Consider the following 14,546-nt stretch of genomic DNA (forward strand, 5'->3'; position numbering starts at 1 on the left):
ATCAATGGCGAATAAAAAAATCTTAGTTGTGCCTGGAGATGGCATCGGACAGGAAGTGACGGCAGTTGGTAAAAAAGTGCTGGAAACCATCGCTGCCAAATTTGGACATGCATTTAGCTACGATGAAGCACTGATTGGCCATGTTGCCATTGAAGCAACCGGCCAGGCATTGCCCGATGAAACCCTGGTTAAAATGAAGGCTTCTGATGCCGTATTGTTTGGCGCAGTGGGGCATCCCAAATACGATAATGATCCTTCTGCGAAAGTGCGTCCGGAACAGGGATTGCTCAAAATGCGCAAGGAACTTGGATTGTATGCCAACCTTCGCCCCATCAAATTATTTGATGAATTACTGGATGCTTCCAGCATTAAACCGGAGATCCTGCGTGGAGCGGATATTCTGTTCTTCCGTGAATTAACCGGTGATATTTACTTTGGTGAAAAAGGCCGCAAGAACGGTGGCGATACTGCTTTTGATATCGCAGAATACAGTCGCTATGAAGTGGAGCGGATTGCCCGCAAAGCATTTGAAGCTGCCCGCACCCGCCGTAAAAAATTATGCTCGGTTGATAAAGCCAATGTGCTGGAAACTTCCCGTCTCTGGAGAGAAGTGATTCAGAAAATTGCACCGGAATATCCCGATGTGGAAGTGGAACATCAGTTTGTGGATGCCACCGCTATGCTGCTGATTAAAGATCCCCGCCGTTTTGATGTGGTGGTAACGGCAAACCTCTTTGGTGATATTCTTACGGATGAAGCTTCTCAGATAGCCGGATCCATGGGTATGCTGGCCAGTGCTTCTATCGGTGATGGCACCGGTGTGTATGAGCCCATTCATGGTTCTGCACATGATATTACCGGTAAGGGTGTTGCCAATCCGTTGGCCTCTATCCTGTCGGCCGCATTATTATTGGATATTTCTTTCGGTATGAAAGCTGAATCGGATGCCGTTATCAATGCTGTTGACAAAGTACTGAAAGCGGGTTACCGCACCGGAGACATAGCCGATGCCGCTACCTCAAAAGATATGATCCTCGGCACCGCCGCCATGGGCGATAAAGTCATCGCCGAAATCTGATCCTGTTTTTTCACCCGGCGGGTGGCACCCGACCGGTGCCACCGGTCGGGTGAATATTAAACGATGGGTTTGAGTTTGTAAGGATAGACTTTGCGGGAATTCCACTGGGCTACATAGATGTTTTCTTCATCATCCACACAAACATCGTGGGGATAGGCAAACAGCGGGTTGGTTTGCGTCAGGTTCTGCAACACCCCGTTTTTATACACCGGCGCATTGCCACCCGGATTCGAAATCACTTTATTGTTTTTATCCAGAATGGTCAGGAATCCGGAAGACTGCCAGGGCCGGTCGCTCGACTGCAATACCGCTGCATACAGATAGTCCCCTTTAATAACCGGACGGCAAACCCAGGCGCCGGGCAAAGGAATCGTGCTCAGGTAATTTCCCTTCAAATCATACCGTTTAAACGCATTTTCCTCGCGGGAGGTCACTACCAGGCAGGGGTTCTTTTTATCGCGGTTATCGAAACAAACACCATGTGCATTTTTCAGGTGTTTCGCTTCTGTTCCCCGTCCGCCGAAATAGCCGAGAAACTGCCCTTTTGCATTATAATGCAGGATATAATCCTTGCCATATCCATCTGCCACATAGATATCACCATTGGGTGCGATGGTTGTTTCCGTCGGCACATATTCCTCTGCCTTTGAGTAGATTCCAGCCTCAGCCGGATAATCCAGCACCAGCAGCTCTCTTCCATCCAGCGTGGTTTTAATCACCTGGTGACGGTTATTATCGCAGATAAACAGCACATCTGTACCATTCTCATTAAAAAGCGTCAACCCATGAGCTCCGGGATAACTTGTACCCCAAAAACTCAGCAGCTTCCCTGCCTTATCATAAATCAGCACATTGTTTTTGGTTTCATTCGTAAGCAGGATAATCCTGCCCTGTGCATCCTGCACCATTTCATGGCAATCATTTACCGGATTTTTGGATACATCGGCCTGGCTCCAGCGGGTATCGATTTTATACCGTTTGGGACCGTGTCCGAATTGAGGTTCCTGATTAATCCCATCGAGTGGGTTGAGCATGAGTCCAGCCATGGCAATAGAGCTGTTTTTGACAAATTTTCTGCGATTCATGAGCTAAATATACAGAATCCCGCAGGGAAATGTTCACCGGAAAACAATGCTATAATGCCCTTTTCTATTACTCAATTAACATCGTATCGTAATTGGACCAATCCGGATGCATAAGGTGTGCTTGAATGCAGGACAAGTTGCTGTTCCGGGCGGCCATCCCGAAAAAGACGAATACCATCGCCCAACAAATGCGGTATAACGGATACGATTAACCGATCTATAAGTTTGGCATCCAGCAGGGCTTTCACAACCCCTCCCCCACCATCGCAATAAATATGCCTGCCCGGCTCCGTTTTTAACCGCTGCACCAGGGCCACCGGATCAGCAGCAAACTCAACATTTTCATCTGATCCGGTTTTTGTAGCAGAAATAACATAACATTTTTTATCTGCATGTGGAAAATCGATTCCAAAGGTCAGCATTTTATCATAGGTCCGCCGGCCCCAGATCAGGGTATCAACTTCCTGTTGAAAAGCTGCATACCCATAATCCTCTCCCGCCACTTCAACTTTGGACAAAAAATCAAGGTTATCGTCTTTGCCGGCAATATAGCCGTCCAGGCTCATGGCAATATAAAGAATACACAGTCTTTTGTTTTTTTCTACGCTCATGGAATGTATTATTTTAATAAAATAAGGTGGTTTTTTGATACTGTTATACGCTTCCTGAAAATTACGCTATATTAACAGACCAGAATATTAACTGCTGCTATGAGTCGCCTGCTTGCCTTTTTCGTTGCTCTAGTTTTTCCGTTTGTGATGAACGGTCAGGCGCCCGAATACAGTTTTTCCCAACTAGATATCTCGAACGGTCTTTCCAATAATCAGGTTAATTGCATTTACAAAGATACGAGGGGGTTTATGTGGTTTGGTACCATGTCCGGACTCAACCGGTATGATGGATACTCCTTTAAAACCTATAAACACAGTGATCAGGACAGTACTACCATCATGGACGACCATGTATCGCTGATTTTTGAAGGTCCGGATAGAAAAATCTGGATCCGCACGCAAAGCACCTGGAATATTTATGATCCGCTGACAGAAAAAGTGAGTCGACGTTCAGACCTCTACCTGCTATCGAAAGGCTTGCCGATAGACGGACTTGTATCCATTTTAAAACAGGAAAAAGATTTTTATTTCGTTTATGCCGATGCAGGAATTTATCATTATTCCGGTGAAGGTAAACTCAGGCAACTTAAGCAAACGCGAATTGAAAAAGGGGCCCCCAATCCCATCACCAGTGCTGCACTGGATTCCAAAAAATACCTCTGGCTGGTGCGGTACAATGGCTTGCTGGAAAAATACGATACAGAACAGGATAAAAAATTGATCCAAACCCAGATATTACAAAACCAATCGGTTCGATTCTATCAGGGATTATCACTCTTTATTGATAAGCAGGATGAAATCTGGATTTATCAGCGGAGTTCAACATTGGGTGTTTATCATTATACCCCTTCACGAAACAGCATTCAATTATTGAATGAGAAATCTGCTCCGCTTACACTAAGCAGCAGCACCATTACCGGAATTGCGCAGGATCAGGAAGGAAAAATCTGGATCATTACCGATCATGGGGGTATAAACATCATCAATGCCGAACGCAACAAGGTACAGGTACTTAAAACCAAAGAGGGCGATCCCAGCTCGATTGCTGAAAATGCATTGTATGCTGTTTATCCTGATAACCTGGGAATCATGTGGCTGGGAACCTATAAAAAAGGGATTTCCTATTATGATCGGAATAGTCTGCAGTTCCCCTTGATCAAACATCGGGCAGCAGATAAAAACAGCCTGCCTTTTGAGGATATAAACTCCTTCGTGGAAGATAAAGCAGGTAATTTATGGATTGGTTCCAATGGAGGTGGACTCATCTATTTTGATCGTAAGAAGAATAGTTTCCGGCAATACCGGCATCAGCCAAATAATGAAAATTCACTTGGCAATGATGTAATTGTTTCCCTCTTTCTGGATCATCAGGATAAGTTATGGATTGGCACTTATCAGGGCGGACTGGACTGTTTCGATGGCACTACGTTCAGACATTACCGTCATAATGAACAGGATCCGCATTCCATTGCAAATGATAATGTTTTCGCTATTTATGAAGATAGAAACCTGAATTTATGGATCGGCATGTTGAATTCAGGTCTGGATCGATTGGATCGTACAACCAATAAATTTTACCATCATAATCTGGCTGTACCCAATACCCTGCATCATGATAATGTTACCAGTTTGACGGAAGATTCCAGAGGCAATTTATGGATTGGTACTTCCTGGGGTATTGATGTACTGGACAAAGCAAGTGGCCGGTTTATAAATTACACGGCAGAAAACAGTAAGTTGAGTTATAATAGTATAAATGGTATTCTGGAAGATAATAGTGGACATATCTGGATAGCTACCCATCGCGGACTAAATGTACTACCCCGTGGATTGAATGATTTCATCAGTTTCAATACTAAAGACGGATTACCCGACAATACAATTCTTGATATTTTACAAGACAATCAGAAAAAATTATGGATAAGTACCAAATCAGGTCTCTCTAAAATTGAGATTTTGCAAGAGCAGGGCAAACCCATTCAGATACATTGTGTCAATTACAATGAACACGATGGATTACAGGGAAGAGAATTCAATCGATACGCAGCATATAAAACCAGAGCAGGTGAATTAATTTTCGGAGGCGCGTATGGTTTCAATCTTTTTAATCCGGAGCAACTCAAAACAAATGTATCAGAGCCACCAGTAGTCTTAACGGACTTTCAACTGTTCAACCGATCGGTAGCAGTTGGCGAAAAAGTCAATAATCGCAGTGTCTTACAGCAATCCATATCCGAAACAAAACAATTAAAACTTGCTCATCACCAGAATGATTTTTCCATTCAGTTTGCTGCATTGGGTTATTCCAATTCGGGCAAAACAAGATATGCCTATATGCTGGAAGGATTCAATAAGGATTGGATCATTTCGAATGGCAGCACACGTACCGCTACGTATACCAATATGGATCCGGGAAATTATACCTTCCGGATTAAAGTATCCAATGATGACGGAAGTTGGAATGAACATGCCCTTGAATTAGCCCTGACCATAGCTCCTCCCATCTGGAAAACACCCTGGGCCTATACTTTTTATGTGATTTTAGTGGTGACGCTGTTTTATTTTCTGCGAAAAGAAATTATCCGGAGAGAACAGGTACGCATGCAATTGCAGGTTGAACGACAGGAAGCACATCGTGTTAAGGAACTGGATGAAATGAAAACACGCTTCTTCACGAATGTCAGTCATGAATTTCGCACGCCTATTTCTTTGATATTGATTCCTATTCAGCGACTAATAAAGGAAACTGCGGCGGGTGAAATGAAAAATCAGTTTGAACTGATCAACCGGAATGCCCGTCGTTTATTAAATATGGTGAATGAATTATTGGATTTTCGCCGTTTACAGGAAAATGAATTACACCTGCATGCAACAGAGTCCGATATAATACACTATATCCAGGAAGTAGCTGCATCCTTTAATGATATGGCCAATAATAAACATATTGAATATCGTTATCAGGGTATTACCAATCCTGTTTTAATGTTATTTGATAAGGATAAATTGGAACGGATTCTGTTTAATCTCTTATCCAACGCGTTCAAGTTCACGCCGGAACGCGGGCAGGTAAAAGTAGTGGTGGGAATCAGGCAAACGGAGGCACAATCGCAACTGGAAATTCAGGTAATTGATAATGGAATAGGCATCGCTCCCGACCAGCAGGAGAAGATTTTTGATCGCTTTTACCAGACAAGTTCATCTGAACACATATTAAATCAGGGAAGCGGAATTGGACTTTCGATTACACGCGAGTTTGTTGAAATGCATGGAGGCACCATAACAGTGAAAGATGCACATCCGAAAGGATGTTGTTTTACTGTATTGCTTCCTGTAAAAACAAGTACAGCAGCTGTTACAGATCCAACACATGTATTGTCCGGAGCAGAAATGGCTCATCATCTGTTCAAAAAACCCACCATATTACTGGTGGAGGATAACGACGATTTTCGTACCTATCTAAAAAGCAGTTTGGAAGAACATTTTACCATTCTGGAAGCTGTTCAGGGAATGGAAGGCTGGAAAAAAGTATTGAGTTCACATCCTGATCTGGTGGTAAGTGATATCAGCATGCCTTTATTATCCGGCATTGAACTTTGCCGGAAAATTAAAAGCGATACGCGTACCAGGCATATACCGGTTATTTTATTAACCGCACTGGAAGGAGAAGAAACCCAATTAAAAGCTTTGGAAACAGGTCCGAATGATTATATCACCAAACCATTTAATTACGATATTCTCTTTTCACGGATCAAAAACCTGTTGAATTATCAGTCTGTTGTGAAAGAAACCTACCAGAAACAGGTGGAGGTTAATCCGTCTGAACCGGCTGTTGAAGCGGAACCGGAAGATCAGTTTATTCGAAAAGCATTGGCGATTATTGAAAAACACATGTCCAATTCAGAGTTTAATGTAGATAATCTGCGGCAGGAATTATTATTAAGCCGGACCAGTCTGTATAAAAAGGTATTGTCCTTAACCGGACAAACACCCATTGAGTTCATTCGTCAGATCCGTTTAAAAAGAGCGGCTCAATTACTGGAAAAATCCAATCATAATGTGACAGAAGTAGCCTATATGGTTGGATTCAATAACCCAAAATACTTTGCACGATACTTTAAAGAGCAATTTGGACAGCTTCCCTCCCTCTATCAACAGGAGCGGAAAGCTAAAAATGTACCAAGTCCTGGTACTTTTCCAACCGACTAAACAAAACCACCCCATTAAAAGTCGAAAAAACACAGGCAGGCTAACATTTTGATACCCTTAAAGAACAGTTTAGCGTACCTGATTTTTTGGATACCGTAATAAATTAGTTCTCAGGTAATCGCGACGACTCGCTGATTCCGGATCATTTATAACGTTTCAATTTGCTTGCTTATGCAAAAAACCAAAACTACACGCAAGTGGGTTTCACACTTCTGCGTATTTCTGTTTGGCTTGTTATTGAGCCATTCCCTTTCCGCCCAAACCGAGGGCAAAAAAATTACCGGACGGATTCTCGATGTAAACAGGAAACCAGTTTCCGGGGCTACCATCATGGTAAAAAATACACAACGTGGTTACAATTCCGATCAGAATGGAGATTTTAGTCTGACGGCCAACCCGGGTGATATTCTTGTCATTTCCTACATTGGGATGGAAACGCGGGAAATTGGTGTGAGTTCGTCCACCACTACAATTGCAGTTACACTCCGGCAGGCGAATGCCAATATGAGTGAAGTGGTGGTAATCGGCTATGGTACTGCCAAGCGGGCCAACCTTACCAGTGCACAAACCACAGTTACTGCCAAAGAGATGGATCGCACCATCAATACCACCCTGGAGCAGGCCATTCAGGGTCGTGCAGCCGGTGTGTATATTACCCAGAACTCGGGACAGCCAGGGGGTGGCATTTCGGTTAATATACGAGGGGTAAGTTCCATCACCGGTAATACGGAACCTTTGTATGTGATCGACGGTGTTCAAATTCAGAATAGCAATGTTGAATTTGGTAATGCCAGTTCAGCCAACCCAATAGCCGGATTGAACCCTTCTGATATTGAAGACATCCAGATATTACAGGGCCCCTCCGCATCTGCCATTTACGGATCAAGGGCAACCAATGGCGTTGTACTGATTACAACCAAAAGAGGAAAAGCCGGTACCACCAAATTCAATTATGGTTTTCAGCACAGTATTCAAACTCCGCCAAAGAGAATGGAAGTGATGAATCTGCGCCAATACGCCACCATGGTAAATCAGTTTCACGAAATTGCGGGGGGTGAAACACCTACTGAGTTTCTTGATCCCAGTTTATTGGGAAAAGGTACCGATTGGCAGGGAGAGTTGTTTAAGAATGCACCCATGCAAAAACACCAATTGAGCGCAAGTGGCGGTAATGAAAAAACAACCTTCTTCATGTCGGGTGAATACCTGAAACAGGATGGAGTTGCTGCGGGTTCGGGATTCGATCGCGTTTCCGCCAGATTAAATGTGGACAATAAACCAACCAACTGGGCACAGATCGGCATCAATTTAAGTGTCAATCGCACCAACGAAAACCTGACTACCAGCCAGGAGAATATTATTGCCAATGCCATCCGGTTAACTCCGCAGATCCCGGTTAAAAATTTTGATGGCAGCTGGGCGGGAGGTGATGAAAATAACGGAGCTAATCAGTTTGCGCCGGTAAACCCACTGGCAATTGCAGAGCTTACTACCAATAAATTTATGCGGCACCAGATACTGGGAAATATTTATGCGAATATCAAACTGCACAAAGACCTTCAGTTCAAAACGAGTTTCAATACCAATGTAGGATTTGCAAATGGAGATTATTTCCTTCCGGCTTATAAAATTGGCTGGGCTATAAATGATCGCCCAACTTACTCCAGTCAATCCAATACCAATACCTATTGGGGCTGGAACCAATTATTGGAGTACAATAAACAAATTGGCAACCACAATATTGCTGTAATGGCCGGACATGAAGCACAGGAATCCGGCTGGAAAAACAATGGCGCGTCCAGAGCCGGTTATCTGACCAATGATATTCTTGATATCAATGCGGGCGATCCGCTTACTGCCACCAACTCAGGTGGATCAGGCGATTGGGCGATGGAATCCTATTTTGGAAGAGTCAATTACAGTTACGACAACCGGTATATCCTCAATGGAACCATTCGTTGGGATGGATCCAGTGTAGTGGGAGAAAATAAACGATGGGATCGTTTTCCCTCTCTCTCCGCAGCCTGGAGAGTTTCACAGGAGAAATTCTTTAATATCCCTTTTATAAGTGAACTGAAACTTCGCTATGAAACAGGTATTACCGGAAACCCCGGAGGAGGTGGCATATTTTCTCCCCTGCAAACTGCTCCTACACCATGGGGAACAGGATTTCTTCCTGCTACCTATGCAAACCCTGATCTGAAATGGGAAGAAACAAAAACAAATAATTTCGGTTTGAATATTGGGATGGCCAATAACCGTATCAACCTTGAATTTGATTATTACTTAAGAAAGACGGATAACCTATTACTGATCAATCCACTGCCCTGGTATATGGGAACCAATGGTACCGGAGCAGTAGGATCTCCTACCGTTAATATTGGTTCCCTTCAAAATAATGGATGGAGTGTTACCCTGAATACGGTAAATATCAACACCAATAAATTCAGGTGGGAATCTAATTTCAATATCTCCAGTTTTACTACCAAAATCACCAAATTTTATTCTGAATCTGCATTCGTTGACAGAACCTCCTGGTGGTTGGAAGACTGGACCCAAAGAGCCAGTGTAGGAAGTGCTCCCTGGTTATTCAGAGGATATGTTCAGGAAGGAGTATTTCAAAGTATTGAAGAAATTGAAAACAGTGCAGTGCCTGTCGATAATAATGGAAACAGACTGCCGATTGATGAAGCCACCGGCTTATGGGTGGGTGATGTAAAATTCAAGGACATCAATGGCGATGGCATCATCAATGAGCAGGATCAGACAAATATCGGAAACCCCTGGCCGAAGTTATTTGCAGGTTTTACCAATAATTTTTCTTACAAAGGATTTGATTTGAGTATCCTGATTACGGCCACTTATGGAAATGATATTTATAATTATATTTCCAAAGTAAGTACCAATCCGAATAATATCAACCTCAGCAGAAACCTGCTGACAGATGTTATGGATTTTGCGAAACCAACATTAGATGGAAGCGGAAAAGTGGTACTTCAGAATCCTAACACAGATATCCCGCGAATTTCTTATGGCCCAAATAACAACCATGCCAGACCTACCAGTCGTTGGGTAGAAGACGGTTCGTTTATCCGGATCAAAAACATAACACTTGGGTATAATCTTCCTTCCACCTTGCTGAGCAAACAGAAATTTATAAAAGGAGCAAGATTATCGATCAGCGGACAAAACATTTTCACTTTTACCAAATACAGTGGACTGGATCCGGAAGTGGGTGCCTATGTAGGAAGAGATGCAAGCCGGGTTAATCAGGCAATTGGTCTTGATTTTGGGCGATATCCACTAACGCCGGTGTATTCATTTTCACTTGGTCTGGACTTTTAAATGATTTACCATGAAAAGAACAACATCTTTATTATATAGTATCGTGCTGCTGATAGCAGTAGCACTCTCAGCATGTTCAAAAGATTTTTTAGACCGTCCACCGTTGGATTCCATTACAGATGGAAATTTTTATAAAACGGATGAACAGGTATTGGCAGCCACTTCCTTACTGTACAGTAAGGTATGGTTTGATTACAATGATAAAGCCTCCTATAATCTGGGTGATTTCCGTGCCGGCACGGCCTACTCTGCCTGGAATGATCGCGGTAATGTGTTGTTTAATACAACCGGCGTTACACCAGAAAACGGCACCGCCTGGAGATCCTTTTTTATAGTAGTGGGACAATCCAACCTGGCTATTGAAAACATTAATAAATATGCCGGTGATGGTGTTTCCGAAGCCGTAAAAAAATCAGCCATTGCCGAAGCAAGATTTATGCGGGCATTGGCGTATCGCTTTTTGGTGATGAACTGGGGTGCGGTACCCATCATTGAAAACAACCTCACACTTTTATCAGACACCACCATTACCAGAAATACGGTTTCGAGTGTATGGCGATTTATCACTAATGAAATGCGTGCGGTAGTAGAAGATCTTCCTGCAACTTCCCTTCGTCCGGGCCGGTTGAATAAATGGGCTGCCGAAGCCATGCTGGCAAGATTTTATCTAACACGGGCGGGAGTAAGCGCAGAAGGAAGTGGTCAGCGGAATCAGCAATTCCTCGACAGTGCCAAATACTATGCAGAGCGGGTGATAACGCAGAGTCCGTATAAACTGGTAGAAAATTATGCCAGCTTGTTCACCTATCCGTATGATAACAATACAGAATCTGTATTCTCCTTACAGTGGGCATTTTCGCCCGGTGCATGGGGCTCACAGAATTCTACTCCCGCATATCTGGCCTACAGTGCTGATATCGCCAATGGTGATGGCTGGGGTGGTGATAAAGGTGCCACCTGGTGGATGATATCGCAATACGAAGGGATTACGGTAACTCCTACCGGACTACAGGGAAGAACCCTTGATCAGCGATTGAAAGCTACCTTTATGTTACCCGGATTTCATTATCCGGAAATTACGCAGAGTATTCCCGGTGGTGAACAGGAATTGGTATTTCCTTTTACAGGATCAGATAATAATTTTCTTTCCGTTAAAAAATATGTTTGCGGTAAGGCGAAAGATATGGATGGGAAAGCGGCATCACAGTATTATGAGTATGATACTTATATGATGCGGTTGGCAGAAGTTTACCTGATTTATGCAGAAGCTGTATTAGGTAATCAGGCTACTACTGCAGATGCCAAAGCGATGGAATATTTCAATGCGGTGCATACGAGATCCGGATTGGCAGCGCGGGAATTGCCATTGGATATGGATGTACTTCTTAAAGAACGTTTCATTGAATTTGCGATGGAAGGAATGGCCTGGTATGACCTGGTGAGTTTACATTACTGGAATCCGGCGCTGGCCTATCAGATTCTTAATTCGCAGGATCGCGGATTGTTTTTTACAGAACCGGATAAATTCCCCGATCCGACCAACTGGACATTTACCAAAACATCCTGGGCAACACAGGATCGCACGATTAATGCAAACAGTGGAAATTTTCTTCTGCCTATTCCGGCAGCTGAATTAAGTCAGGCGCCAAATCTGAATAAAACACCGGTTGATTATTAAACCTTATTCTACGAGCGATTAAATCAACGCATATGAAATTTCTAAAACTTCTATATTGTTCTATGCTCGTTCTGGCGATGGCTGCGGTTTTTGCGGCCTGTTCCAAGGACGATGATGCACCCAATAATGGGGTGCCAAGAATCCGGTATGTTCGGATTACCGATCCTGCATCAGCCGATTCTCTTTTAACCGGTGCATTTCAGGGGAATGTAATTGCCATTGTAGGAGAAAATCTGCAAAACACCCGTGAAATCTGGTTCAATGATCAGCGGGCATATGTATCGCCAACCTATATCACCAGCACATCTATCATTGTTCCGGTTCCCAATGCCATTCCATTGGAGATTACGAATAAACTCAGGTTGATATTTGCCAATGGATCTGAACTGATGCATGATTTCGAAGTTCAGATAAGTGAACCAACTGTAAGTAGTATGGATTGCGAATATGTAGCTACAGGCGGCATCGCAACCATACGGGGTGATTTCTTTTATCCGCCAATGACCGTAACCTTTACCGGTGGCGTTAATGGAGAATTGGTTGATGTGGAGGATAAAATCCTACAGGTAAAAATTCCGGAGGGAGCAACACCCGGACCAATAACTGTTACCACCAATTTCGGGGAAACATCTTCTGATTTCTGGTTTCGGGATAACCGGAATATTTATATCAGCAGTGATCCGTTTACCGGGTGGTGGAATGCTGCTTTTGTGGTAACGAATCCGGGTCCGGCTGATCCCGCATCTATCAATGGAAATTATATCCGGGTAACCCGTGCAATCGGCGGCTGGAATTGGCTGGAAGCAGCTGGCGGTCCGCCTGATGCAATGGGAGATATCAGTAAGAATATTCCGGATGAAGCGATTTTGAAACCGGAAACCTATAACCTGAAATTTGAAGTAAATACATTGAAGCCGTATAATAATAATATGATCAAGTTCAATGTGGGTTTGGGAGATTTTTACAATGACCAATACCAATGGAAACCACCGATTGATACAAAGGGGCAATGGCAAACAATTACCATTCCATTTGAAGAAATTGTGGAGAGTTATGGTCAGTCATTATCTGTTCGTCCGAATGGTTATTATACACGTGTGCTGTTTCATGGTCCGGGTGACCTGGATTGTGATATCGCTTTTGACAATTTCCGTGTGGTACCTAAAGTATTGGAAAAATAAACCAGCAAATCATGAAAGCATATATAAAAATAAATACCCTGCTAATTTGGCTGGCCTGCTTTGGAATAATTGGCCTTACGGCATGCGACAAGGACGATGATGGCAATTCAGGTCTGGTTGAATTACTGAGTTTTGGTCCTTCTGGTAGTCAGCATGGTGAAGAAATTCAGTTTATAGGGAATAATCTGCAAAAAGTAAATTCGATTGAATTTGTAGGGGCAACGGTGGAGAAAGCCGGGTTTAAAACACAAAGTAATGAGCTCATAGTTTTGGTATTGCCTGAAACGGTAGAAGCGGGATTGGTAAAATTAATAACAACGGATGGTGAAATCGTTTCGAAATCGCCGTTGAATCTGGAAATTCCTTTACAGATTACCGGATTTACACCGGTTGTTAAACCAGGAGAAAATCTGACGATTCAGGGGAAATTTTTGAACTGGGTAACAGAGATCCGATTTAATAAGGATATCCTTGTAACTGAATTTGTAAGTAAGTCGGTAAATGAATTGGTTGTTACTGTTCCGATGGAAGCGCAGACAGGTGAGATTGTATTATCTGCCGGTGGAACTGAACCCATTTCTGTAGAAACTGAAGAACCGTTGGAAATTGTGTTACCTGCAGTGGTATCTTTTGCGCCATTGCCGGCTGAAAGAGAAAAGGAATTTACGATTGCGGGTACGGATCTTGATTTGGTGAAAGGGGTATTGTTTAAAGGATTAACATCTCCTATTACGAGCTTTATCAGTCAGTCTGAAACAGAAATTAAACTGACCATTCCGGCTGAAGCGAATCGGGGCGTGATCAGTCTGGTTGCATTTTCAGATGTAGTGGTGGAATCAGAAGAGGCGGTTAAGTTTGTTGGTGATCTTGATCCCTTACCAGCGCTGGCTTATGCTTTTTATATTGATGCGCTTATGAATAACTGGCAGAATTGGGGATGGAATACAACCATTGATTATGCCAATAAGGATAATATCCGTGACGGAGAAGCTGCTATGAAAATCAATTATACCGGACACTGGGGGGCATTGAAATTTGCCAACAATTCAGTTTCACTGGCTAATTATACGGAAATCACGTTTAGCATTTTTGCTACGGCCGGCACTAACGGGAAGCGAATCAATATAAGTGCAAATGGAGCGCCTTCCTATACCATCACCCTGGAAGAAGGCAAATGGGTGGAATATAAACTGACAAAAGCAGATTTGGGAAATCCTGCGACGATCAATGATCTGGTCTTCCAGAATTTCGACTGGACGGGCACGATCTATTTTGATCATGCCGGTTTAAGATGATCCTTGGTAAGTAGCATCATAAGCAAGCACAAGGACCCGCTGACAATTAAGCCTAATTGTTTGTTCG

The 14,546-nt window shown here is 43.2% G+C and carries 8 protein-coding genes; 6 read left to right on the forward strand and 2 right to left on the reverse strand.

Features of this window, described 5'->3' with window-relative positions; genetic code table 11:
• The first annotated feature begins 4 nt into the window (after nucleotides 1-4).
• Complete coding sequence (leuB, locus tag B2746_RS00555; protein WP_290789715.1) at nucleotides 5-1,078, forward strand: 3-isopropylmalate dehydrogenase; 1,074 nt, start codon at nucleotides 5-7, stop codon at nucleotides 1,076-1,078.
• Between the two features lie 56 nt (nucleotides 1,079-1,134).
• On the opposite strand, the gene B2746_RS00560 is transcribed toward leuB, so the two are convergent.
• Nucleotides 1,135-2,163: a 6-bladed beta-propeller gene (locus tag B2746_RS00560; protein WP_290789718.1), complete on the reverse strand. Its 1,029-nt coding sequence runs from the start codon at nucleotides 2,161-2,163 to the stop codon at nucleotides 1,135-1,137.
• A 71-nt stretch (nucleotides 2,164-2,234) separates the two neighbouring features.
• On the reverse strand, nucleotides 2,235-2,774 hold the full coding sequence (locus tag B2746_RS00565; protein ID WP_290789721.1) for a dihydrofolate reductase family protein: 540 nt from the start codon (nucleotides 2,772-2,774) through the stop codon (nucleotides 2,235-2,237).
• A 99-nt stretch (nucleotides 2,775-2,873) separates the two neighbouring features.
• Here B2746_RS00565 and B2746_RS00570 point away from each other — a divergent pair, with 99 nt between their 5' ends.
• The 5 genes from B2746_RS00570 to B2746_RS00590 all read left to right on the forward strand — a co-directional run bounded on the left by B2746_RS00570 (nucleotide 2,874) and on the right by B2746_RS00590 (nucleotide 14,479).
• Nucleotides 2,874-6,980, forward strand: a complete 4,107-nt coding sequence (locus B2746_RS00570) for a two-component regulator propeller domain-containing protein (protein ID WP_290789725.1) — start codon at nucleotides 2,874-2,876, stop codon at nucleotides 6,978-6,980.
• 171 nt (nucleotides 6,981-7,151) lie between these two features.
• A complete protein-coding gene (locus tag B2746_RS00575; RefSeq protein ID WP_290789728.1) occupies nucleotides 7,152-10,325 on the forward strand; it encodes a SusC/RagA family TonB-linked outer membrane protein in 3,174 nt (1,057 codons plus the stop codon).
• A gap of 10 nt (nucleotides 10,326-10,335) precedes the next feature.
• Nucleotides 10,336-12,003, forward strand: coding sequence for a RagB/SusD family nutrient uptake outer membrane protein (locus tag B2746_RS00580; protein ID WP_290789731.1), 1,668 nt, complete (start codon nucleotides 10,336-10,338; stop codon nucleotides 12,001-12,003).
• A gap of 32 nt (nucleotides 12,004-12,035) precedes the next feature.
• A complete protein-coding gene (locus B2746_RS00585; protein WP_290789734.1) occupies nucleotides 12,036-13,184 on the forward strand; it encodes a glycan-binding surface protein in 1,149 nt (382 codons plus the stop codon).
• A gap of 11 nt (nucleotides 13,185-13,195) precedes the next feature.
• Nucleotides 13,196-14,479 carry a hypothetical protein gene (locus B2746_RS00590; protein WP_290789737.1) on the forward strand — a complete coding sequence of 428 codons (1,284 nt, stop codon included), beginning with the start codon at nucleotides 13,196-13,198 and terminating at the stop codon, nucleotides 14,477-14,479.
• The last annotated feature ends 67 nt before the right edge of the window (nucleotides 14,480-14,546 follow it).

The sequence above is a fragment of the Flavihumibacter sp. UBA7668 genome (genome assembly GCF_002483205.1).
GTDB lineage: Bacteria > Bacteroidota > Bacteroidia > Chitinophagales > Chitinophagaceae > Flavihumibacter.